This window comes from Planococcus sp. CPCC 101016 (genome assembly GCF_007859295.1).
In the GTDB taxonomy this organism is placed as follows: domain Bacteria; phylum Bacillota; class Bacilli; order Bacillales_A; family Planococcaceae; genus Planococcus.
The window spans coordinates 125,008-149,053 of sequence record NZ_VOHB01000004.1 but is presented as its reverse complement, the minus strand read 5'-3'; the positions used below and the strand labels follow the sequence as shown (position 1 = coordinate 149,053).

The following is a 24,046-nucleotide window of genomic DNA, read 5'->3' as shown; positions in this document are numbered from 1 at the left end:
TGGGAGGGCTTTTTATGATTTCATTGGAAACGAGAATTTGCCAATTGTTGAAAATCGACTATCCAATTATTCAAGCTGGTATGGCCGGGGGACCAACGACTGTTGAACTTGTCGTCGAAGTGAGTGAAGCAGGAGGACTTGGAACCTTGGGAGCTGCATACATGACACCAGATGCTTTGCGGCAAACCATTAGAGAGATTCGATCAAAAACCAAAAAAAACTTCGGAGTCAATATTTTCGCTGCAACCGTGAATGATGATTTTAGCCGCTTAGCAGAAGTGCAAAAAGCATTAAGCCCTTTTCGCTCGCAATTGGAAATTCAAGAAGTCCAATCTTCTTACCAGTCACCGGATTGGAGCGTAGAGCAGTTCACTATCTGTATTCAAGAAGGAGTGCCAGTCATCAGTACAGCTTTCGGCTGTTTGTCAGCCGAACAGATGAAAGTAGCCAAAGAGCGACAGGTTAAGATAGTGGCTATGGTCACGACGGTAGAGGAAGCGAAGCAGGCGGAGGTTTCTGGAGCAGATGCCATAGTTGCCCAGGGCAGTGAGGCAGGCGGACATCGCAGCACATTTTCTCTTGAAAATCATCCGGCGGGTGCGCAGATTGGGACACTGTCGCTGGTTCCGCAAGTAGCGGATGCTGTGGAAATTCCTGTTATTGCAGCAGGCGGTATTGTAGATGGCCGTGGGTTGGTTGCCTCATTGATTCTTGGTGCGCAAGGCATTCAAATCGGAACCTGTTTTGTAGCCGCCAAAGAATCTGGAGCACATGCGGCATACAAGCAGGCGGTATTTGAAAGTAATGAAGAGAGTACGGTGGTGACCAAAAGCTTTTCAGGGAGACCGGCAAGGGGCATTAAAAATCGTTTTATTCAGGAGTTTGAACAAAGTGGCATCCAGCCATTGCCTTTTCCTTCCCAAAACACCATCACCAAAGACATTCGGGCAGCCGCAGCAAGAGCGAATGATCCAGCGTATATGTCGTTATGGGCTGGACAATCCACGCGAAGTTTGACCAAGGAAATAGGTGCTGCTGAAATAGTGCAAACAATTATAGAAGAAGCGAAGAAGATTTTGACCTAGCTTTGTCCGCGGATAGAACACTTGAAGTGAAGCTCGAGTTTCCAATTCGCACATGCTATACTAATGAAAGTGATTTTAAGACAAGGAGATTAGACGAATGGAATGGAAGAATATATACCGCGGCATCTTAATGGGAATCAGTGATTTGATTCCGGGAGTAAGCGGAGGCACGATTGCGTTTATTTTGGGAATTTACGATCGCTTATTGGAAGCCATCAGCGGCTTTTTCAGCCGTGATTGGAAAAAGTATCTTGGATTTTTAGTGCCGCTGGGCATCGGAATTGTCATAACGCTATTACTATTTAGCAGGGTCATCGAATATTTATTGGAACAGCATTATGAAGCGACACAGTTTTTCTTTATGGGACTGATCATTGGTGTCATTCCGTATATCATGAAGCAGGCGGAAGTCAAAAAGAACTTTACTGTACGCCACTTAATCATTTTGCTGGTTATCGGAGCGGCATTGGCAGTGACTGCCTTTATTCCGACAGAAGAAGATTTGGCGCCGATTACCTCACTCACATTGCCGATTTTCTTTTTGCTGTTTTTCTCTGGCTGGCTGGCCAGTATGGCGATGTTATTGCCGGGAATTAGCGGATCGTTTATCTTGCTGTTACTAGGCGTTTATTCAACCGCTATTAATGCTCTATCGACATTGAACATCCCCGTTGCTCTGGCTATCGGCGCCGGCGTTATCGTTGGATTCATTGTCAGCAGCAAGGCCATTCAATACTTGTTGGAGCATTTCACCTATGTCACTTATGCAGCGATTATCGGACTGATTTTAGGGTCTTTGTTTGTTGTATTTCCAGGGTTTTCAGCCGACTCAACCACGCTTATTACCAGTTTGGTGACATTCGCATTGGGTCTGGCGTTTACACTTCTTTTCAGTTCACCTAAAAAAACGGCTATTACAGAAGAAGCTTAATTAGTTGAAAAAGATGCCATCATTTGTGATGGCATCTTTTTTTGATGCATAGGGAAGCTTGTGTTTTTCTCAATTGCCCGGCTGTGCGGCAAAGGACGCCGCTTTGCCGGTTTGTCTTATGCCCGTCAGAGCTCCATGGGCGCTTGTGCTTTTCTGTGTCCAGACTCCAGCGCCCAGCTCTTCGGGTCATAAGCCAACCGGGCTGTGCGGCAAAGAGCGCCGCTTCGCCGGTTTGTCTTATGCCCGTCAGAGCTCCATGGGCGCTTGCGCTTTTCTGTGTCCAGACTCGAGCAGGCCAGCCGCTCGAGTCGCTTCGGCTTTACCGGCAACGGCAAAGACCGTCATTACCGGTAAGGCTTCCAGCGCTTGTCGCGACTAGACGGCTGCCTGCGCTTTTCTGTACCAAAGGCTTTTTGCTTTATGGATGATGGGTTTGCGATTAAACTGTAAGGTAAGAGGTGATGCATGTGCGGAAACTATTTTGGTTGATGATTCTGTTGCTGGTCGTTTTTTTCGCGCGTCCGATTTGGGAGGAACCGGTTGGTGAATATGTCGATTTAAGTTTTTTGGATTCTGTCGATCGCACAATTGAAAACATCACTGATGATCCGGAAGTATCCCAAGCGCTGGATGGAGCGAAAAATTTCACTTCGCGTGTTGGTGCTCAACTTCAGTCTTTGATTGCTTCCAATTCAATTGAGCTGCCGGAAGCTGTGGCAAAACCGGAACTGGTTGAAACCGATTCTTTGTTTGCCATCCATAATGTTACGCTTGGTATGGATAAGGATGAAGCTCAGGAAAAGGTAGGCATGCCGCTTCGCCTGATGCGTAATGAATACGGAACGGATTGGCATAGCTATCATCAGGATTATCAAAACTATGTACTATTATCTTATGATAAGGACAACAAAGTGAACGGAATGTTCACCAATCAGGATTTGATTTTCTCGACGGAAGGTATTTCAATGGATTCTACTAAAGCTGAAGTTCGTTCTCTGCTGGGAGTCCCGTTGAAAAGTCTTCAAAAAGGGAATGTTCAATATATACTCGATACCCGTGAGGAATACGATGTTTTTAAAACGGAAAATACGTACACGACAGTTTTTTATGATATTCATGAAGAAGATACGGTAACTGCCGTGCAAGTGATTCATGAAGAACTGGAGAACGAGCGGACTGAAATTTATACAGAACCGACCGAAGAATTAAAGGAAGGTTATGAATACCTGCTTTTCGAATTAACCAACTCAGCACGTATCCAGCGTGAGTTGCCTCTGCTGAAATGGGATGAACAGACAAGAATGACAGCTCGTAAACACAGTGAGGATATGGCGGAAAATCAATATTTTAGTCATACCAACTTAGCGGGTCAATCACCATTTGACCGGATGAATGAAGATGGCATCACGTTTTATGTGGCCGGAGAAAATTTGGCGTATGGACAATACAGCAGCATTTTTGCGCATGAAGGTTTGATGAATTCCATGGGACATCGTGAGAATATCGTAAAGCCTGAGTTTGGATATTTAGGTGTTGGGACAGCGTTTAATTCAGAGAACCAGCCATATTACACGGCTAATTTCTTTAACCGATAGAAAAAGGCAGGCAATCAATTTCCATTGATTGCCTGCCTTTTTAAGTTCTTCAATTACTGGTGGGCTGTTCAAGCATTTGCGTTTTTCTTAGTTCAATACGAGCCATGCCAGAATGACGAGCGGACCTACGATAAAGCAATAAAAAGCAAAATATTTCAGTTGGCCTTTCGCCATAATATTCATGAACCATTTCAATGAGAAATAAGAAGCTACAAGAGATCCGAGGAAAGCCATGGTATAAGGAATAATCATGGCAGCCAAGTTAGCGTCATTGACGATGTCAGTGATGCTTAAAACAGCGCCCCCCAAACTGATCGGAATAAACAATAGGAAAGAGAAGCGCAAGGCGGTTTCCTGATTGATGCCCCGTGCCATCGCAGCCACGATTGTAGCACCGCTTCGGCTGATTCCTGGAATAAGTGCAATTGACTGTGCAAAGCCGATGATGACTGCATCTTTCATCGTCATATTGCCATCTTTTCGTTGGCCGCGCATATTGCGGATCCACCAAAGGCCGAAACCGGTAACGATCAATGTTAAGCCGACGGTTACGATAGTTGATAGATTATCATCAATCAGATCCTGGAATAAGAGGCCGATTATTGCAGCGGGGATTGTTGCTACTACGAGGTAGACAACAAACATGAAATCTCGCTTTGTTTCAGCATTTTTAACAGTAAAGTATTTTAATCCATTAACAACCAGCCGTTTTATATCCTCGCGGTATATGATCAGTACAGCAATCAGGGATGCACTGTTGACCAGCAAAGCGAAAGTAGACACGCTTCCTTCAATTTGTACATCTAAAAAATATTGAGCAATCAGCAAGTGTCCGCTGGATGAAATAGGAATCGGTTCGGTGAGTCCTTGGAAAAGTCCAAGAAGTAAAAATTTGATGGTAAGCCATAATTGATCCATTTTTTTAAATCCTCCATTGCTTGATAAAATAGTTTATTTGCCAATGATGTCTTTTTATCCAACAATTTCAAAACAACATAAAAAATATAATACCATATTTTCATGGTAAACTGGGTATACTATTGAAAAGAAAGGGAGTGACATGCTTGACGAACAAGCTTTGGTTTCAAGTAGGGGTAGGAATTATCCTGACTTTAGTCATCATTCGTTTATTTATCGAAGTACAAGGAATTTTCGACCCTCTATTCATTATTGCTGGAACAATTTTTGTTCCATTGTTGTTGGGAGGCGTTTTGTTCTATCTCACAAGACCGATCCTGAATTTTTTAATGAAGAAAAAATTTCCGAAATGGGCTGCTGTTCTAACAGTTCTGTTTTCAATCATCTTGGTGTTCTATTTGTTTTATGTCATGATCGGGCCGATTGTTACAGATCAAATAAATGCTTTGGTAGATAACGCACCTGAAATAATTGAAAGTGTGGAAGAGTATAGCCAATACATATTCGACCAACGTGACCGGCTTCCTGCTTCGATTGAAGAACAGTTGAATGACATGTCCGGGCAAATTGGTGAACGGCTTGGCGATATCGGCGGATGGGTTTTATCCTTTATCACCAGTTTTATTTCCGGTGTGATTACATTGGTTTTGGTGCCGTTTTTCCTGGTTTACCTATTGGTTGACCATAAGAAATTTGTTCCGTTTATTTCCGGTTTCTTTTCCGGAGAGCGAAAAAGATGGATCCGCAAAACATTGCACGACATTGATGAAACCCTCCAGGCTTATATTCAAGGACAATTGTTTGTCAGTTTCCTTGTTGGGATAATGCTTCTGATCGGGTATCTCATTATCGGTTTAGAATATGCTTTGCTGTTGGCATTGATTGGTATGGCTACGAACGTCATTCCGTTTTTAGGGCCATATATTGCGGTCATTCCAGCAATCATCATCGCGCTTGTGCAGGATCCAATTATGGCGGTATATGTAGCCATCATTATGCTTATTGCACAGCAAATCGAAAGTAACTTCATCACCCCGAACGTCATGGGCAAATCGCTTGATGTTCACCCGCTGACTGTCATTACCCTGATTTTGGCGGCGGGAAATATCGCTGGTCTATGGGGAATTATTTTAGCCATTCCCGTATATGCAGTAATCAAGACCATTGCGAAGAATGTGTATGCACGACGCGCAGAGATCCGTGATACTGCCACGCGCGACATCGAATAACCTAACCTGTGAACTTTTGTTCACAGGTTTTTTTGCGACAATATATGGATATTGCTTGACGCTAGATAGTTCACCCCCTAAACTAATATTATTGGTTTAGGGGGTGAACTATCTTGGATGCACGAATAAAAGAAGCGGTGGATCTTTTTGAGGAAGTAATGATATACGGAACAGAACGGGTTATCAAATCGGTTGATCATCCTTTGTGGAACGAGTATTCACCTGAGCAGATTCAAATGCTTAAGCTGATCGGTAAGGAAAAACAAATTACATCAGCAAGGTTAGCCGTGCTGCAGGCAGTTAATAAAAGTGCGATTTCCAGCCGCATAAAAAAGTTGCTGCAAAAAGAAGTGGTTCGGGTTGTCCAGACAACAGACCGGCGTGAAAAGTTGCTAGAGCTTACGGATAAAGGGCAGGCAATTATTCTGGAACTGGACAAAGTTTTGACGGAGTATATTGAAAAATTGATGGCCGAAAATATCGCGGATGAAGAGATAGACCAATTTCTTACGATTTTCCGGAAGCTGAAAACGATCTTAAAAATGGATGGAGTGTAATACATGCACAGCGTATTAAAGTTTAAATGGCCGATTGCCATCGGCTTGATTGTTTTGACAGTGGCCTTATTCTTACTAGCGCCCAATTTAACGGAACAGGCAGAACAGGCTGGATCTTTTCAGTTATCTGATGAAGCATCTTCGCAACTCGCTTCAAGCATTCTGACAGAGGCGGATGCTGCAGAACAGACCATCTCTCTTGTCATCCCATTGGAAAATGAAATGACAGACGCGACGCGTGAAACGCTCGAACAAATGGTGGCGGATATTGAAGCACTGGGGGACCCGGTGACAAGTGTCTTAAATCCTGTTGAAAGTGAAGAATTAGAAAATCAACTGATTGCAGAAGACCGTAAAACGGTACTGATGCCAGTCACAGTTGATGGCACCGACGAAGAAGTGAATGCTGTTGCGGACACTATTAGAGAAACTATTATCCGGGCGGATCTGACTGCCTATGTGACTGGGGAAGCCATCATCAACAATGATGTGAACATCAGTGCGCAGGAAGGCTTAAAGCGAACAGAAATCATTACAGTGATCTTGATTTTTGGTTTATTGCTGGCGGTTTTCCGCTCGATTGTGACACCGTTTATTCCTTTGGTTGCAGTCGGAATCTCTTATTTATTGAGTCAATCGATTGTTGCGTTTTTCATCGACTGGTTCGGATTCCCGGTTTCCAACTATACACAGATATTCTTGGTGGCAATTCTGTTTGGGATTGGAACGGATTATTGCATTTTGCTGTTGAGCCGTTACAAAGAAGAATTGTCGGCTGGACATGGCGTGGAACAATCGATCGTCAATACCTATAAAACGGCAGGAAGAACTTTGCTCATCAGCGGTCTTGCTGTATTTATCGGATTCTTCGCTATTGGTTTTGCTGAATTTCCGATTTTTAAATCGGCAGTAGCTGTAGCTGTCGGGATATTTGTTCTCCTGCTCGTGCTCTACACCATTGTGCCTTTCTTCATGTCCTTATTGAAGGAAAAGTTATTCTGGCCGACAAAAAAATCAGCTTCTCACAGTGATAGCAAATTATGGCTCACCATGAGTAAGCTGTCGATCAATCGTCCATTGCTGTCGATGCTGGTGGTGGCTGTCATTACAGTACCGTTATTGTTTACGTATAATAACTCACTGTCTTTTAACACGGTGGATGAAATCGGTTCAGAATATGAGTCGGTGAAAGGCTTACGAGCAATTGAAGAGGGCTTTGGAAAAGGCGATTCGCTGCCTGTTCAAGTGATTGTTAAGTCAGACGAATCGCTAACAGACCGATCAACTGTCCCTTATTTTGAATCATTAAGTGCAGAGATCGAAAAAATCAACGGAGTTGAAACGGTCCGATCAATTACGCGTCCGACAGGCGATGTAATTGATGAACTATATGTGGATGAACAGCTTGGTCTAATGGCTGATGGACTCGGCGAGGCGCGTGACGGGCTTGGTGAAGTGCAGGCGGGTCTTACGGAAGTTCAAACCAACTTGACTGCCATCAGCGAACAAACAGGCAATGCTGAAGGGCTGAGTGAAGCAGCTGAAGGACTTGGGCAAATCAATCAACAATTAGGGCAGGTCTCACAAGGCTTGCAGCAAACAGGCAATATTCCTCAAACTGTAGGGGCTTTGACGCAAATCAGTGGCGGTTTGGCAGAGATTCAGCAGGGCTTGGCTGGAGCAGCTGGCCAAACAGCTGAACTGAGTGCTGGGTTGACACAATTGGCAGAGGGTCTCGGTGCTTCGAACGACGGCCTTGCTGAAATTCAAACCGGATTGACTGAAGCAGTGGATATGATGCAGGAAATGAGCGATAGCGAAGCTGTACGTGACACAGGCTTATTCATTCCGGAAGGAACACTGGAAAGTGAAGAGTTTAGACAGGTCTTGGATCGTTACTCCTTTGCTGATGGCACGGGAATGATGATGGAAGTGGTGTTGTCAGAAGATCCATACTCTCCTGAAGCCATCGACATTACTGCTGAAATTAAAGAGACGGTTGAACGTACTGTAACAGGAACGCCGCTTGAGGAAGCGGAAGTGGCGTTCAGTGGAATTTCGAGTATCAACAGTGATTTGAAAGAAGTATCTTCCAATGACTTTACGAATACAGTGGCCATCATGCTGATCAGCTTGTTCATTGTCCTGGCACTGTTATTCCGTTCGCTGATTATGCCGCTGTACATGATTGGCTCACTTTTACTGACCTACTATACATCAATTTCCATAGCGGAATTGATTTTTGTAAATGGCCTTGGCTACGATGGCATCAGCTGGGCAGTGCCATTCTTCGGATTTGTCATGCTGGTGGCGCTGGGAGTCGACTATTCAATCTTCCTGCTTGACCGGTTCCGAGAAGAGTCATTCAACGGCATCACCGTTCGCGATGCAATGCGGACATCAATGGCGAAAATGGGAACAGTCATCATTACGGCAGCGATTATCTTAGCAGGTACATTCGGTGCAATGATGCCTTCTGGTGTGTTGAGCCTCGTGCAGATTGCGACGATCGTCATTACCGGATTGCTGCTGTATGGACTGATTGTTTTGCCGCTCCTGATACCAGCAATTTCGGTATCCTTTGACCGGGGCGTTTGGTGGCCGTTCGATAAGAAAAAGTGATGTTATAAAACATAAAAAGACGAAAATCTAGTTTTTTACAGAACGCCAACAACTGAATGGTTCAATTCAATTTATATGGAAAAAGCTGCGTTCGCGCAGCTTTTTTCTATGGATGTGGGAATGTCTCCGGCGTGTTATACTAAATGGTAATTGAAAATGCGAAATGGGTGTAACCATATATTTCTGCGGGCTTTTTATGCAACCAGCAGGTCTATGTCTTGGATCTTACTAAGATTTTTGATGGAATAAATGAAACTATGAAATGAGGTAATGAGATTGTTAACATTTGAGCAAAAGCTGGAAATCATTGAATCTTTTCCGGAATTAACAAGAAAAGACGTATCGATGAAACGTGTGAATTTTCATTATGAAGAGAGTCTGTACGACAAAAAAATTGTCGTCTATCATTTGCATCCGACAGGCAACGGCTTTGTCTATGTAGGAAACTTGCCGCAATATGAAGCGGATAAAAAAGGCTTCGTCAACATCCGTGATTTTTCCGAAAAGGAATTGCGCAGCGTACTTGCTGATTCGCTGGATTATTTGTCTCTGGAACCGGAACCGCCATATGACAAGACGTGGGTTAATCGAGATAACGTGAAGCTGGACTTGGTCTACGAAGAGCCTTTCTGGAACATTTATACGGGGAAAAACCTGGAAGAAAGCTTCGGGACTTTTGATGATGCTGAAAATTATTTGATTGATCAAGGATTTAAAGAACCAAAATAATGGATATTCGTCCATTGCAGGCTCATGAACCCTTGCCAATGGATTTATTGCTCGAGGCAGATCCTTCTGAAAGCCTGGTCCGCGCCTATTGTAAATCCGGCTGGTGCATGATCGGTGAGCAGGGAGGTGCGATAGTAGGTGTATATGTCCTATGTGCTTTATCGCCCGAGATCGTGGAAATCAAAAATGTAGCAGTTGCCGAAAATTTCCGGGGGCTGGGTTATGGCCGGCAACTTCTGCAGCATGCCTTAAGTGAAGCGGCTCGCCGGAAGTTCGAGATTGTTGAAATTGGCACGGGCAATTCAAGCTTGGATCAGTTGGCGTTATATCAGAAATGCGGATTTCGCATGCATGCCATTGATCCCGATTTTTTCAGACGAAACTATCCGGAGCCGATTATGGAGAATGGCATCGAATGCCGCGACATGATCAAGCTTCGGTATACTGAAGGGTTTTAATGCAATAGAGAAAAAGAGCCTTGTGCTCTTTTTTTTTCTTTAAAGAGGTAAAAACTTTGGTTTTTCGGTATGCTTAAGGCAAGGAGTGAGGACATGTTTAAAAAGGTGACCTTATACACAAATCAGCTGGAAGACATGAAAGGATTTTACGAATATCAATTAGGATTCCGGATTGTTGAAGAAGATGAAATCAGCTTTACATTGGCGATTGGAGACTCTCAATTGGTATTTCGTGAATCGGAAAAACCGGCAGCCTATCATTATGCGTTTAACATTCCGGGCAATCAGTTCACTCTTGCCAAATGGTGGGCGAGTGAACGGGTGACGTTGAACCGCCAAGAAGGTATGGATGAAGTGTTTTATCCCAATTTTGATGCGGATGCGTTTTATTTTCAGGATCCAGCAGGCAATGTCATCGAATTTATCGCGCGTCGCAGCGTCGACCGTATGGGTAATTTTACTATTGATTCTTTGCTTAATATCAGCGAAGTGAGTATTACCACACCGTATGTCGAAGAAGTCGGTGAGTTGATTGAAGAGATGGATATCCCGGTCCGCGGCAATAAAGGCGTCGATCCGAAATCATTGAATTTTCTTGGGAGTGGGCATGCTTACATTATTTTAGTGCCTCCAAAGCGCACATGGTATTTTTCCAAGCAAAAAAGCGAGACCCAGCCGCTATCTATTGAATTGAACGACGGCCGCCAAATTAATATTACGGAAGAAGGACGATTTCAACAGGTAGAACCAGCTAATCCCATAATGGATAAAATGGACGAAATCGATTTTTCCGGAGTGGCTTATCTGCAGCAAGAGAAAGCCTGGACAGCTGCGAGGGGGTTTGCCAATCGCGCCGATGAACGGCCAAATGCGATTGATACGCGATTCGGTATTGCTTCAGGCAGTAAACTGTTCACAGCTGTGGCTGTTTGCCAATTGGTGGAGGAAGGGAAGTTAAGTTTCAGCGATAAGCTATCGGATCTGCTTCCGAATACTTTTTCTCACTTTGAGGTGACCATTGACCAGCTATTGACGCATACGTCTGGCATACCAGATTATTTTGATGAACAGGTCATGAAAGATTTCGAAGACTTATGGAAACAGCAGCCGATGTACATGATGCAAACTGCTTCGGATTTTGTTCCTTTGTTCAAAGACCAGCCAATGATGTTTGAACCGGGTGAAAGATTTCATTACAATAATGCAGGATTTATCGCAATCGGATTGATTGTTGAACAAGTGACTGGAAAAGAGTTTGCTGATGTAGTGGAGGAACGGATTTTCGCTCCTGCCAAAATGTACAATTCAGGTTACTTCCGATTGGATCGTTTGCCTGGCCAAACCGCTTTTGGCTATATTGAAGAAGATGGCGTATGGCGTACAAATCAGTACGCTATTCCAATCCGCGGGGGTGCTGACGGAGGCGCATACGTCACAGCGAGTGATATGGCGAATTTCTGGAACCGTTTGATGGATGGCACCTTATTGACTGAAGAAATGGCGAACACGATGCTGCAGACTCGTGCATCTGGAGAAGATGGCGATTATGGCTACGGCGTATGGATTCAAAATGAAGATGACGGTGTTTTAAAGTACCAAGTTATGGGCTATGATCCTGGAGTAAGTTTTCATTCTGCATTTTACCCGGCTGACGGCAGCGTTCTGACAGTCCAGTCGAATAAAGGGGCAGGAGCTTACGATATCTTCAAGTTCATTGAAGAATTGAAAATTCAAAAGGAGTGAAAGTATGACCGGAAAGAAATTGGCATTAGCTATCGTTTTCGGCACGCTTGCGGTGTGTGTGCTGATCTTTGCAGTCTTCCAGCTGTATTTTTGGTTGAATTAAAGAAAAGTAAAAGATGGTAGTTGCTGTTTGAGGCAACTATCGTCTTTTTTAATGGAGAAAAACTAGTGTAGGCGGTTGCTTGGGAGAAGGAATACGCTCTTGCACCTGTCTGGATTGATGTTACGCGCGTTCAGCCACGCTTATGCACGATCAGCAAAACCATAAGAAAACCGCAGCTCGGAAACTTTCCGGGCTGCGGCTCTATATGTGCACACAAAAAAATGAGCTCTTCCGAAGAAGAGCTCATTGATAAGTTGGCTTTAGATTAAGCTTTTTGAACGTTAGTAGCTTGAAGACCGCGTTGGCCTTGCTCGATATCAAACGTTACTTCTTGACCTTCGTCTAAAGATTTGAAGCCTTCGCTTTGGATTGCAGAGAAATGTACGAATACATCGTCGCCGCCTTCGCGTTCGATGAAGCCAAATCCTTTTTCTGAGTTAAACCATTTTACTTTACCTTGTTCCATGTGTGTTTCCTCCTCGTATGCGTAAGCATACATTGTATTACTATCCTTGCTCAAATCTTGCAGATGGACATCTGACACTTTGTAAAAAGTCATCCGAACAAAAATAATTCTTCCTTAGAATAACATGGGGTTACATATATTGCAAGTGATTATTAAATATTCTTTTGCTACAGTCTAAATCTAAGTTGGCTTATAATATAAAAACTGAAAGAAATAACAGCGGAGGAGGAAAGGTCATGAAGAAAATTATGGTGCTTGGAGTATCAGCAGGCGTTGGCAAATCAAGCTTTTCAAGAAAGTTGTCAGAAAAATTAGCTATCCCTGTCCATCATCTGGATACTTATTTTTGGAAACCTGGCTGGGTAGAAAGCAGTGAAAAAGAATTTAGAGCGAAACAGCAGTTATTGGTTCAAGAGGACTGTTGGATCATCGAAGGGAACTATACCAGCACCTATGAAACGCGCAGGCAGAAGGCAGATACTCTCATTTACCTGGAACTCCCGCTATACATCTGCCTGTATCGTGTCTTCAAGCGCAGGATCATCAATCAAGGAAAAACACGTCCAGATATGGCGAGCGGTTGTCCGGAAAAGTTGGATAAAGGCTTTTTGAAGTTCATTATTTCTACGTATCGTGCTAGAAAATCTAAGATGAGAAAACGAATGGCGCAGTTTATAGAAGAAAGTCCGCGAAACAAAGTTATTTTCTTGCGCAGTCAAAAAGAAATTGATGAATTTTTAAAATAGATTCCAAGTAGATCAAATACTCGTTTGTTAAAAAAATTAATTAATGAGGTAATTGAAAAAACTTGCAGACGTTCAAAGGTGGAAGTGGTATTCTAAAGCTACATAACTATACGGAGGAGAATTGCTGATGAAGTTGCTGCATGAAGGCACAATAACCAACCAAGTGCTTCACAAAAAACTTCCTTTTTCTATGAAGCGGCTGTATTTGGAAGATCTGCCCATAATAGAACAGGTTCAAGCAAGAGTAATTGAATCGCTTCCTGAAAAAGCTGCACTTCAAGCTTTGACCACCGAAGAATTTTTGTTTATCTTGAACGAGCGGGGGTTGCTGGTAGGTGCCTTTGTTGAAGATGAATTGATTGGGTTTAGGGCCTTGCTGATTCCCGAAATCGATGAAGAGCATTTAGGTTGGGATATTGGACTTCCGCCGGAAGAACTGCAAAAAGTGATTTACCAGGAAATTTCAGTGGTTCTTCCAGAATATCGCGGGAATCGCCTGCAACAAAAATTAGCTGAAGTCATTATGAAAGAATTGCCAAATCTAGAAGAGGAATTTCGCTACGTTTGCTGTACTGTCGCGCCTATGAATATTCCAAGCCTAAAAGACAAATTTACCCAACAAATGCACATTGCTGCCTTGAAGGAAAAATACGTCGGATTAGAACGCTATATTCTGGTAAAAGATCTAGAAAATACGGCTGTTCAGTATGTTGACCATACGACGGTAAAATTAGATGATTTAGAAAAACAGCAGCAATTGCTTAATGAAGGATACGTGGGAATTGGTTTTCAATTGGTACATGGTTTCCACGAACTGCAATTTGCCAAACCCGTTCTGTAAAAGAACGGGTTTTTATTATGGATTTCCAAGAATTCTGAAACTTTTGTCCTTGTAATTCGTATTAATTAGTAAGATGGAAATAGACTTACTGGAATGGGAGGTTTTGGAATGCTGATTTTTGGCTTGCCGATGGAGCAAATTTATATGTATGTTTTGCTTGCAGCAGGGGCGCTGACTGTATTGTATGTTTTCTTTGGAGATATTGCTGATTTCGGAGAAGCTCTGCCAATGTTCAATCCGACTGTGGTGTTAGCGTTTATTACATTTGGCGCCGCAATCGGTTTTTTATTGGAAACGGCTACACAGTTCAATGAATGGTCCGTTTTGATGATTGCAGCAGCACTCGCAGCTGTACTGGATTTATTGCTTTACTTCTTTATTTTGTTGCCATTGTCTTCTGCTGAATCATCCATTGCCTATTCGGAAGATTCGCTCCCTGGACAAGTAGCGAATGTCATCATTCCAATTCCTGTCGACGGATACGGAGAAGTGGTCCTGGAAACCTACGCGGGAGTGATTTCAAAGCGTGCAACCGGCTATGACAATGAAGCCATCGGTCAAGACCAGAAAGTATTGATCATCGAAGTGAATGACAGCACTTTATATGTGCAGGCCTACGAACCGTTAGATTTTAAAAAAGAAATGAAATTGACAAGGGGGATTTAAAATGGAGATGGGCTGGATTGCACTAGGAGTTGTCGCATTTATTTTATTGGCGATTGTCGGAGTTTACATTACCAAATACAAAACGGTTGGACCGGATGAAGCGTTGATTGTTACAGGGAGTTATTTAGGTTCAAAGAATGTCCACACGGATGATTCTGGAAACCGCATTAAAATCATACGCGGTGGAGGTACTTTCTTGCTTCCTGTGTTCCAGCAGGCTGCTCCACTGAGTTTATTGTCGAGCAAGCTGGAAGTGACGACACCGGAAGTCTATACTGAGCAGGGTGTGCCAGTGATGGCCGACGGGACTGCCATTATAAAAATTGGGGGATCCATATCGGAGATTGCCACCGCTGCTGAGCAATTTTTAGGAAAGTCAAAAGAAGACCGGGAAAACGAAGCCAAAGAAGTACTGGAAGGCCATCTTCGGTCCATCTTGGGTTCTATGACAGTAGAAGAAATCTACAAGAATCGCGATAAGTTCTCGCAGGAAGTACAGCGTGTCGCTTCGCATGATTTGGCGAAGATGGGATTGATCATCGTATCGTTCACGATCAAGGATGTCCGTGACAAAAACGGCTATTTGGATTCATTAGGTAAAGCAAGAATCGCCCAAGTGAAACGTGATGCTGATATATCCACTGCAGAATCTGAAATGCAGACGCGCATTAAGCGCGCAGAAGCAGGCAAAGATGCGCAGAGAGCTGAAATTGAACGTGCGACAGAAATTGCTGAAGCAGAGAAAGAGAATTTGCTGAAGGTGGCTGAGTACCGCCGCGAGCAGGATGTTGCGAAGGCTCGTGCTGATCAGGCTTATGAGCTTGAAACTGCAAAGGCCAAGCAGGAAGTCGTCGAGCAGGAAATGCAAATTCAGATTATTGAGCGCCAGAAACAAATCGAACTGGAAGAAAAAGAAATTCAGCGCCGTGAACGCCAATATGATTCTGAAGTGAAGAAAAAAGCAGATGCGGACCGCTATTCGGTTGAACAGGCAGCAGAAGCGGAAAAATCCAAACAGTTGGCCGATGCCGATGCACAAAAGTACCGGGTTGAAGCGATGGCGAAGGCCGATGCAGAGAAAATCCGGCTGGACGGTCAGGCGCGTGCTGACTCCCAACGTGCTCAAGGGGAATCAGAAGCAGATATCATTCGTTTGCGTGGTTTAGCAGAGGCAGAAGCAAAACGAAAGATTGCTGAGGCGTTTGAAATGTATGGACAAGCAGCAACACTCGACATGATTGTCAAGATGCTGCCGGAATATGCAAGAGAAATTGCCAGTCCGCTTGCCAATATCGACAAGATTACGGTAGTGGATACAGGCAGTGGTGAAGGTGGAGGGGCGAATAAAGTCACTTCATACGCCACCAATCTGATGTCGACTTTACAGGAGACACTGAAAGAATCCTCAGGAATTGATGTTCGAGAAATGCTGGAAAACCTGACAGGGAAATCGGAGTATGCACAAACTATTGAACAATTGCGTTATGAACTGGCTGAAAAAGACCAAACGATCGAAAAAATTAAAATTTAACTAGCTAATGCCTCCCCTTGCTCACTAATATGTTTGAGCAAGGGGTTCTTTGTGTATTGTAAAAGTACAGAAAAAAACGTCATTTCAGAAAAATTCGACTTAATTCGACTAAAATTGTTTGCTCAGTTAGGCGGAAATGATAGAATAATGATACATGTTCCTGTGAAACTATAGGTATTTGACATATTTTTTTCCCCTAAGGAGCCTTTTAATGGAGATACTACTTACCAGCATTCCTTCTTTCCCCGTCATCAAGCAATTTGGACCTGAAAAATCAGAAGTCAGTTCAATCGAGTATAATTCAACGCGGGCAGTCAAAGGGTGTGCGTTCTTTTGTGTGCCGGGTGATAATACTGATGGACATCTGTATATCAGTGAAGCTATTGCCAATGGAGCAACAACAATTGTCGGTTCTAACGAAACTATAATGACTGAATATGCAGCACAGCATCCGACTCTTTCATTCGCTTTAGTGGTAAATGTCCGAGCGGCTCTCGCCTATATGTCCGATTTCTTTTACCGCTCACCACAGAAAAAGTTAATCAAAGTGGGCGTCACTGGAACTAATGGAAAAACAACGACAGCTACATATGTCTATAATTTGTTCAATCTCCTCGGTGTTTCCTGCGGATTTATTGGGACTACAGGAATTTTGGGAGCAAATGGCAAGATTCCCTTCTACAAGAGCACACCTACGACTCCAATTTCGTCTGACATCCATAAGATTTTTGAAAAGTTTGTAACAGAAGGTGATCGTGCAGTGTCTATGGAAGTTTCTTCTATTGCCCTAGATCAAAAACGAGTCGAAGGCATTTGCTTTGATGTGGCTATCCACACCAACATTTCAGAAGAACACCTGGAATACCATAAGACATTTGAACACTATCTTCAATCCAAATTATTATTGTTCAAACAGGCCAAAGCGACTGTAGTCAATATTGATGATGAAGGAATGGCTGAAGAAATTCTGGAAGTCATCAGCTATCCTCATTTGACATATAGCAGCCAACTGAATTCTGGAGCTGATTTGATTTGGACAGCATGCGAATCTTCCGATACCGGACTGAAGTTTGATTTATGCTACCAAGAAAAACGTTGGCCAGTTCATGTGCCGCTTTACGGCGAATACAATGCGGCCAATTTGACAGCGGCGATTGGTGCGGCTCTTTTGTCGGGTATTGAGCTTGAAGCTATTTTGGCCGTCCTGCCGAAAATGTCTCAGGTTGAAGGGCGTTTCCAGGTAATCCACGGTCCGGAAAACCGAAAAGTCATTCTAGACTATGCCCACACACCGGTGGCTTTGTCAGCCGTCTTGCACGAGGTGAAAAAACTATCACACAAGCGTTTGATTGCGCTCATCGCAGGCATTGGAATAAGGGATTTCTCGAAAATGCCCAAAATGGCCAGAGCAGCTGAAGGGAAAGCCGACGTCCTTGTGGTCACTGTTGATCATCCGGGAGACAACGAACCAGGCACTGTAATTGATGCGGTATTGAAAGGTTTTACAGTACCTTACAAGCAACAGGTAGTAACAGCTCCTTCAAGACGTGAAGCAGTTCTGGCAGCCTTGCAGGAAAGTGGTCCAGATGATTTGATACTGCTTTCCAGCGGATCAATAAACGGTGCGCAAATTGTCAAAGGGGAGTATGTTCCGCATTCTGACGAAGCGATAATAGAAGAGTTTTTCAGCAGCAAAGCTGGCGATTTTTAACTGCAAAGGTCGCTCTTTTGCGGCCAAATATGGTTATAATAGAAAAGAAGTATACATAAACAGCAGAATTGGAGTGAATGGAATGCAGTATCGGACAGAAAAAGATACCATCGGTGAAATTCAAGTTGAAGCGGATAAAATGTGGGGCGCTCAAACTCAGCGCAGCGTACAGAACTTTGAAATCGGTACAGAACGTATGCCGCATGAAGTTGTCATGGCCTTTGCCCAACTGAAAAAAGCGACAGCTAAAGCAAACCATAAACTGGGGAAATTGTCTGAAGCAAAAATGAAAGCTGTTGAACTTGCAGCGAATGAAGTGATTGAAGGAAAATGGAATGATCATTTCCCGTTAGTTGTTTGGCAGACTGGGAGCGGTACACAATCCAATATGAACATGAACGAAGTTCTGGCGCGCCGCGGCAATGAACTATTGGCGGAACAAAATTCCGATGAAAAACTTCATCCGAACGACGATGTGAATATGTCTCAAAGCTCCAATGATACATATCCCACAGCGATGCACGTAGCGGGAGTTTTGGCAGTGACTGAAAACCTGGTGCCTGCTGTTCAAAAGCTGAAGGCAACTTTGGATGAAAAAGCGCAGCAATTCGACGATGTCATCAAAATTGGGCGCACACATCTGCAGGATGCAACACCCTTGACACTTGGCCAGGAAATCAGCGGCTGGAAGCATATGCTTGAAAAAAGCGAGCGCATGATTCGCGAAAGCGTTGAACATATGCGTGAATTGGCAATCGGAGGTACTGCAGTAGGAACAGGCATCAATGCCGATCCGACATTCGGACCTTCTGTTGCTGAATTCATCAGTGAAGCAGTAGGAACTTCTTTCACTTCTGCTGAAAACAAATTCCATGCATTGACGAGCCACGACGAAATGGTTTATACACACGGTGCCATCAAAGCACTTGCAGCAGATGCAATGAAGATTGCCAATGATGTACGCTGGTTGGCAAGCGGTCCTCGAAGCGGAATCGGTGAAATTACAATTCCTGCAAACGAACCGGGAAGCTCGATTATGCCAGGAAAAGTAAACCCGACGCAAAGCGAAGCATTGACGATGGTGGCGGCTCAAGTTATGGGCAATGACGCAACAATCGGCTTCTCGGCAAGCCAGGGGAACTTTGAACTGAATGTATTCAAGCCAGTGATCGCATACAACTTCCTGCAATCTGTCCGTCTTTTGACAGACAGCTTAATCAGTTTTAATGATCATTGTGCAGTAGGCATCGAAGCCAATCTGGACGTTATTCAAAATCATGTCAGCAACTCCTTGATGCTTGTTACAGCATTAAATCCGCATATCGGATACGAAAAAGCGGCGGCAATTGCCAAGCAAGCGCATAAAGACGGTACAACTTTGAAAGAATCTGCTGTAAACAGCGGACATCTGACTGCTGATCAGTTTGACGAATGGGTTAAACCGGAAAATATGGTCGGAAAATAAAAAAGGCAAAAGCGGCTGAGAACTCTCAGCCGCTTCAGACTATAGACAAAGTCAAATTAAAATGAATAGGATGTATAAGCCAACCGGGCTGGCCACTTCGCATTCCGTGGGCTCAGCTTCAGCCTCCTCGTCACTGGAAAAACACATGCTCCTGCATCGCTGCGCTGCTTCGTCGCAAACGAGTCAGGCACAGCCCGACTCGCTTCCTGCGGGATAGCGAAGCGCCGAAATCCACTCGGGCGCCAGTCCGAGTTAGTTCGGTGCGAGCCCGCGGAACGCGTCCGCCTGGAGCGCAGGATCCGGTGGAAGTAAGATGAAATAAAGTTTCATTCGTTTAGTGAGATGTATATTCTTTTGTCTACAAGATCAAGCGGCTGAGAACTCTCAGCCGCTTTTCTATTGGTGTGCTTCAACAAACTAAGTCACTGCAAAAACACTCGCTCGTTTTCATGAGCGAGTGTTTTTGCTTTCGTTTATTTACCGTTTTTATACTGCATATAGACAACTTGCGTGACCAGGAAATCTTCCATTCCGTGTTTGCCATCCGCTCCGCCAAGTCCTGACTTGCGCATTCCGGCGTGATAGCCTTGAATCGCTTCAAAGTTTTCGCGATTCACGTAAGTTTCGCCGAATTTCATTTCGTTGACGACCTGCATGGCTTCATTCAAATCGTTTGTATAGACGGCAGATGACAGGCCGTATTCTGTGTCATTGGCCTTTTCGATGGCTTCCTGCAACGTACTGTAAGTCGTTACCGGCAATACAGGACCGAAAATTTCATCCCGGATAATGGCGGATTGGTGATTTACATTTGTCAGCAGCGTAGGTTTGTAGAAAAAGCCGGAACGGCTGTTGTCTCGTTCACCGCCGGTTGCAACAGTTGCGCCTTCTGACACGGCTTGTGTAACCATTTCATGCACCGTATCAAGACGGTCCTGGCTGACAAGCGGCCCCATGTCTGCTTCTTTGTCCTGACGTGGATCTCCCAATGTTTTTGATTCAAAAACAGCGGTGAGTTTTTTCGTGAATTCTTCCGCTACGCTGTCGTGGACATATACTCGTTCAGCGTTTGTGCAAGCCTGCCCGTTATTTGCTAATCGGGAAGTGGCGATCGCTTCAGCTGCCAAGTCGAGGTCTGCGTTTTGAGTAACGATGGCCGGAGCCTTGCCGCCTAATTCCAAATTGACCTTGGTGATATTCTGCGCAGCAGCTTCCATAACTTTTGTGCCTGCCGGGACACTGCCCGTCATGGTAACCAACTGCACTTTTTCATGGGATGCAAGTGCATTGCCGATTTCGGATCCTGTCCCTGTTACGACATTGTAGACACCTGCTGGAATTTCTTTCATGCCGTCGATGATTTTCGTGAATTCCATGGCAGTGTTGGGTGTTTGCTGACTTGGTTTTAAAACAATCGTACAACCAGTGACGAGGGCGGTCGCTACTTTTCTCGCAAGAATGAAAACCGGGAAATTCCAGGGTACGATGCCGGCTACGACACCAATCGGCTTTTTGTAGATAAAGATATTTTCATTCGGCCGGTCGCTCGGCACAATCTCGCCTTCGATCCGCCGTGCCCATTCAGACATGTAATGAAAATAATCAATGGCAAGATCGACTTCACCACTTGCCAATTCATAGCTTTTTCCCTGTTCTTCCTGGAGAAGATCTATAAACGTATCACGTTTTTCCGCGATTTTGTCGCCAAGTTTACGGACAATTTTGCCGCGTTCAATGTTCGGTGTAAGTTCCCAGGCTTTTTGTGCTTGAAAAGCAGCATCCACGGCGCGGTCGACATCTTCTTTAGTGCCTTTTGGAATTTGCGAAATCACTTCTTCTGTCGAGGGGTTTATGATGTCAATCCATTCTGTTCCAGAGGAATCGGTATACTTGCCATTTACGTATAATTGGTGCTGTTGCATCTGTCTGCCTCCTTTGTATTTAATAAAGTTTTCCCTGTACTTCAGCGTGTTAAACTGAAAAGAGTACGATATAAGAAAAACTGTTACATTTTGGAAAACACTTAGTTGTTTGAAGTATGAAATCAACAGGTAGAGGCGCCAAATTTATTCTGCTCAAAAGGATTTTCAACTTGTTATGGCGAACTAACTACAGCAACAGGGAATTATAAAAAAGAGGTGTATTATGCAAAATTCATTTATTATGTCATGGAGCGGCGGAAAAGATTCAGCGCTTGCTTATTACCGCGCAGTACTAGAAGGGCATGTGCCATTGGCGTTATTCACGATGTTTGAAGAGGATGGCACCAAATCAAGATCGCACGGTCTTCCAATTGAAGTGATGGAAGCCCAGGCCGAGCGGATGGGCTTGCCACTGGTTATAGGAAAGGCAAGTTGGTCAGGGTATGAAAAAGAATTTATCAAACAGTTGAAGAACTTTAAGGCACAGGGAATTGACATGGGCGTGTATGGTGACATCGATTTGCAAGATCATTTGGAATGGGTGCAAAAGGTCAGTGCACAAGCGAACATGGGTGTCAGCCATCCGCTGTGGCAGGAACCGCGTAAAAAATTATTAAAGGAATTAATTAATGAGGGCTTCCGGGCTGTTATCACAGTGGTTGATACAAAGCGCTTGGATGAGCGCTTTTTAGGACGCGAGTTTACGAATGAATTAATCGATGAACTCGAAGCTGCGGGCGTGGATGCCTGTGGAGAAGAAGGGGAATTCCATACAATAATTGTCGATGGCCCTATTTTTGTAGAGCCGGTTCCTGTCCGGTTTGGTGAAAAAATGAGAGCTGGCGACTATGGAATATTGAAAGTGAAACTTCATTCAGAGGAGTGATCTTGGATGATTCAAATTATGGGAATGGAAGAAAAGCATATTCGTCAGATGTCGGTGCTGCTTGCTAAGCGGCATGAACGTGAACGGAAAATTTTCAACTTTTTGCCTGAAAGATTTGAAGAAATTGATGATACTGAAGAAGTCTTGCGAAAAATATTGGAACGTCCTTTTATTAATGGTATTGTGGCCGTGAGAGGCATTGATGTTATTGGCTACCTGCTTTATGAGTTTAAGGAAGATGCGAAGCATGGACGCTATGTGTGGATGGATTATGAGTCCATTGCAATCAGCGAACATGAAAACCCTCGGCTATTAAGGCTGTTGTATGCAGATGCTGGAGCAGAATGGGTCAAGCATGGTTATTTTCACCACATGCTGATGGCGCCGCTTGGCAATGAAGTGGTTATTGATCAATGGCTGGATCAATCGTTCGGTTTCGACCAGAAATATGGCATTCTGTCTCTCGATGATTTTGAACCGAAAAATGGTGCCCTGCCAAAGTTGGAGTTTAGAAAAGGGGACAGAGAAGACGCGCCTCTGTTGAAAAAAATGGCAATGTGGAACAGCATCCATCAAGCCGCGGCTCCTTCCTGGATGCCTATTACACGGGAAACGATGGAAGACGTCCAGGAAAGTTATGAGGCATTGACTGAGGATCAGGATGCTTATTTATGGATGGCCGAACAAGGAGACCAGATAGCAGGATTTCACGTGTACTTCCGTAAAGAAGATCGGATGAGCCTCGTGATCCCTGAGAATTGTGCAGAGCTGCCCGCAGCCTCCACAAATCCCGACCTTCGTGGAAAAGGAGTGGGGCGTGCGTTGGCAAATCATTGCTTTAGTGAAATGAAAAAGCAAGGATTTGATTATATTTTTGCGGATTGGCACACTCCAAACCAACTAGCCTCTTATTTCTGGCCACGAATGGGATTTCAGCCCGTCATGGTAAGGATGACGAGAAAAATTGACCCGCGAATTGCCTGGGCACATGGTGAGTAAAAGGGAAATATAAGTTTCTGTTGATCTATTTGATCAACAGTAAATTGAAAGGGAGTCTGTTTAAGTGAGTCGCTGCTTGAACGGGCGTCCTTTTCTTTTTTTATTCATTTCTTAATATCCTTTATGCCTAAAAGAAACTGTTGACAATAGTTCGAAAGTTTAGAATAATTAAATAATGTAATGTGTTAAAAAATACTAATTTTGGTAAGGGGGCGTTAAAAAGTTAATTTTGGAAGAGCTATACATCCTTGGAATGACGGCGCTTTCATATTTTAAAGGGGGATTTAAATGATCTGGGTACTTGCTTTTGGTTTAATTACCGTGTTATCTGTCGTAGCAGGTTTGAAAAAGCGAAAGCCGCTTTTCTTTTTAGTGCCTTTTGGCTCGATTTTCGCTTTTATGTTAGTGAAAATCATCATGGTTCCGCTGCCTTTCATGGAAACAATCCGTTTCATCTTTTACTTGAAAGGATGATCGATAAAGTAACCGGCTCATCATTAAATGAATGGGGTGAAATTCTTGAGAAAGATTGATAAGAAAGATGCAGATGCTTATTTCCGTATTCGAACAACTCTCGTAGTCATCTATTTGCTTATTGGATTCAGTGCGTCATTCGGGGTAGTCTTTTTTGCAGAAGAGCTATCGGGTTTCAGCGTAAACGGATTTCCTTTTCATTATTTCATGGGCGCACAAGGCGCTGTATTAATCTTCATCCTCTTATTATTCATCAATGCAATAGTCAATGATCGCATCGACAAGAAATTCGGCCTGGATCAGGACAGGAAGAAATGATCGCCGACTGCATAAGTACTTCAGAATAAGAAGGCGATAAAGCAACGAGGT

The 24,046-nt window shown here is 43.9% G+C and carries 22 protein-coding genes; 19 read left to right on the top strand and 3 right to left on the bottom strand.

Annotation, left to right across the window (positions count from 1 at the left end; translation table 11 throughout):
• Nucleotides 1-14: 14 nt before the first annotated feature.
• The 3 genes from FQV26_RS15030 (at nt 15) to FQV26_RS15020 (ending at nt 3,611) form a co-directional block, all read left to right on the top strand.
• A complete protein-coding gene (locus FQV26_RS15030) occupies nt 15-1,085 on the top strand; it encodes an NAD(P)H-dependent flavin oxidoreductase (protein WP_146558355.1) in 1,071 nt (356 codons plus the stop codon).
• Nucleotides 1,086-1,182: 97 nt separating this feature from the next.
• A complete protein-coding gene (locus tag FQV26_RS15025) occupies nt 1,183-2,016 on the top strand; it encodes a DUF368 domain-containing protein (RefSeq protein WP_146558354.1) in 834 nt (277 codons plus the stop codon).
• A gap of 467 nt (nt 2,017-2,483) precedes the next feature.
• Complete coding sequence (locus FQV26_RS15020; protein WP_146558353.1) at nt 2,484-3,611, top strand: CAP domain-containing protein; 1,128 nt, start codon at nt 2,484-2,486, stop codon at nt 3,609-3,611.
• 87 nt (nt 3,612-3,698) lie between these two features.
• On the opposite strand, the gene FQV26_RS15015 is transcribed toward FQV26_RS15020, so the two are convergent.
• Nucleotides 3,699-4,529, bottom strand: a complete 831-nt coding sequence (locus tag FQV26_RS15015) for an undecaprenyl-diphosphate phosphatase (protein ID WP_146558352.1) — start codon at nt 4,527-4,529, stop codon at nt 3,699-3,701.
• Nucleotides 4,530-4,675: 146 nt separating this feature from the next.
• Here FQV26_RS15015 and FQV26_RS15010 point away from each other — a divergent pair, with 146 nt between their 5' ends.
• From FQV26_RS15010 to FQV26_RS18860, 6 genes are all read left to right on the top strand, one after another.
• On the top strand, nt 4,676-5,758 hold the full coding sequence (locus tag FQV26_RS15010; RefSeq protein ID WP_146558351.1) for an AI-2E family transporter: 1,083 nt from the start codon (nt 4,676-4,678) through the stop codon (nt 5,756-5,758).
• A gap of 113 nt (nt 5,759-5,871) precedes the next feature.
• Nucleotides 5,872-6,315: a MarR family winged helix-turn-helix transcriptional regulator gene (locus FQV26_RS15005; protein WP_146558350.1), complete on the top strand. Its 444-nt coding sequence runs from the start codon at nt 5,872-5,874 to the stop codon at nt 6,313-6,315.
• A gap of 3 nt (nt 6,316-6,318) precedes the next feature.
• Nucleotides 6,319-8,937: an MMPL family transporter gene (locus tag FQV26_RS15000; protein ID WP_146558349.1), complete on the top strand. Its 2,619-nt coding sequence runs from the start codon at nt 6,319-6,321 to the stop codon at nt 8,935-8,937.
• 276 nt (nt 8,938-9,213) lie between these two features.
• On the top strand, nt 9,214-9,666 hold the full coding sequence (locus FQV26_RS14995) for a hypothetical protein (protein WP_146558348.1): 453 nt from the start codon (nt 9,214-9,216) through the stop codon (nt 9,664-9,666).
• Entirely contained in the window at nt 9,666-10,124 is a 459-nt protein-coding gene (locus FQV26_RS14990) for a GNAT family N-acetyltransferase (RefSeq protein WP_146558347.1), read from the top strand. Before FQV26_RS14995 ends, FQV26_RS14990 begins: the two co-directional genes overlap by 1 nt.
• Before the next feature lie 93 nt (nt 10,125-10,217).
• The gene (locus tag FQV26_RS18860; RefSeq protein WP_186759989.1) at nt 10,218-11,867 is read left to right on the top strand and encodes a serine hydrolase; all 1,650 of its coding nucleotides are present in this window, start codon (nt 10,218-10,220) and stop codon (nt 11,865-11,867) included.
• A gap of 368 nt (nt 11,868-12,235) precedes the next feature.
• Here FQV26_RS18860 and FQV26_RS14980 read toward each other — a convergent pair whose 3' ends face one another.
• Nucleotides 12,236-12,436 (bottom strand): cold-shock protein, encoded by a 201-nt coding sequence (locus FQV26_RS14980; RefSeq protein WP_006830093.1) that lies wholly within the window; start codon nt 12,434-12,436, stop codon nt 12,236-12,238.
• 236 nt (nt 12,437-12,672) lie between these two features.
• Here FQV26_RS14980 and FQV26_RS14975 point away from each other — a divergent pair, with 236 nt between their 5' ends.
• The 6 genes from FQV26_RS14975 (at nt 12,673) to fumC (ending at nt 19,396) form a co-directional block, all read left to right on the top strand.
• Nucleotides 12,673-13,182: a P-loop NTPase family protein gene (locus FQV26_RS14975; protein ID WP_146558346.1), complete on the top strand. Its 510-nt coding sequence runs from the start codon at nt 12,673-12,675 to the stop codon at nt 13,180-13,182.
• Between the two features lie 127 nt (nt 13,183-13,309).
• Nucleotides 13,310-14,023, top strand: coding sequence for a hypothetical protein (locus tag FQV26_RS14970; protein WP_146558345.1), 714 nt, complete (start codon nt 13,310-13,312; stop codon nt 14,021-14,023).
• Nucleotides 14,024-14,131: 108 nt separating this feature from the next.
• Entirely contained in the window at nt 14,132-14,689 is a 558-nt protein-coding gene (locus FQV26_RS14965; RefSeq protein WP_146558344.1) for an NfeD family membrane protein, read from the top strand.
• 1 nt (nt 14,690) lies between these two features.
• Nucleotides 14,691-16,220: a flotillin lipid rafts scaffold protein FloT gene (locus FQV26_RS14960; protein WP_146558343.1), complete on the top strand. Its 1,530-nt coding sequence runs from the start codon at nt 14,691-14,693 to the stop codon at nt 16,218-16,220.
• A 211-nt stretch (nt 16,221-16,431) separates the two neighbouring features.
• Entirely contained in the window at nt 16,432-17,931 is a 1,500-nt protein-coding gene (locus FQV26_RS14955) for a UDP-N-acetylmuramoyl-L-alanyl-D-glutamate--2,6-diaminopimelate ligase (RefSeq protein ID WP_146558342.1), read from the top strand.
• Nucleotides 17,932-18,013: 82 nt separating this feature from the next.
• Nucleotides 18,014-19,396 carry a class II fumarate hydratase gene (fumC, locus tag FQV26_RS14950; RefSeq protein ID WP_146558341.1) on the top strand — a complete coding sequence of 461 codons (1,383 nt, stop codon included), beginning with the start codon at nt 18,014-18,016 and terminating at the stop codon, nt 19,394-19,396.
• A 473-nt stretch (nt 19,397-19,869) separates the two neighbouring features.
• Here the strand turns inward: fumC and aldA are convergent, their stop codons facing one another.
• Nucleotides 19,870-21,318 carry an aldehyde dehydrogenase gene (gene aldA / locus FQV26_RS14945; RefSeq protein ID WP_146558340.1) on the bottom strand — a complete coding sequence of 483 codons (1,449 nt, stop codon included), beginning with the start codon at nt 21,316-21,318 and terminating at the stop codon, nt 19,870-19,872.
• Between the two features lie 223 nt (nt 21,319-21,541).
• On the opposite strand from aldA, the gene FQV26_RS14940 reads away from it, so the two are divergent.
• The 4 genes from FQV26_RS14940 (at nt 21,542) to FQV26_RS14925 (ending at nt 23,995) form a co-directional block, all read left to right on the top strand.
• On the top strand, nt 21,542-22,204 hold the full coding sequence (locus FQV26_RS14940) for a Dph6-related ATP pyrophosphatase (protein ID WP_146558339.1): 663 nt from the start codon (nt 21,542-21,544) through the stop codon (nt 22,202-22,204).
• 6 nt (nt 22,205-22,210) lie between these two features.
• Complete coding sequence (locus FQV26_RS14935; protein WP_146558338.1) at nt 22,211-23,203, top strand: GNAT family N-acetyltransferase; 993 nt, start codon at nt 22,211-22,213, stop codon at nt 23,201-23,203.
• A gap of 288 nt (nt 23,204-23,491) precedes the next feature.
• Nucleotides 23,492-23,677 (top strand): hypothetical protein, encoded by a 186-nt coding sequence (locus FQV26_RS14930; RefSeq protein WP_146558337.1) that lies wholly within the window; start codon nt 23,492-23,494, stop codon nt 23,675-23,677.
• 45 nt (nt 23,678-23,722) lie between these two features.
• Complete coding sequence (locus tag FQV26_RS14925) at nt 23,723-23,995, top strand: DUF4212 domain-containing protein (RefSeq protein WP_146558336.1); 273 nt, start codon at nt 23,723-23,725, stop codon at nt 23,993-23,995.
• The last annotated feature ends 51 nt before the right edge of the window (nt 23,996-24,046 follow it).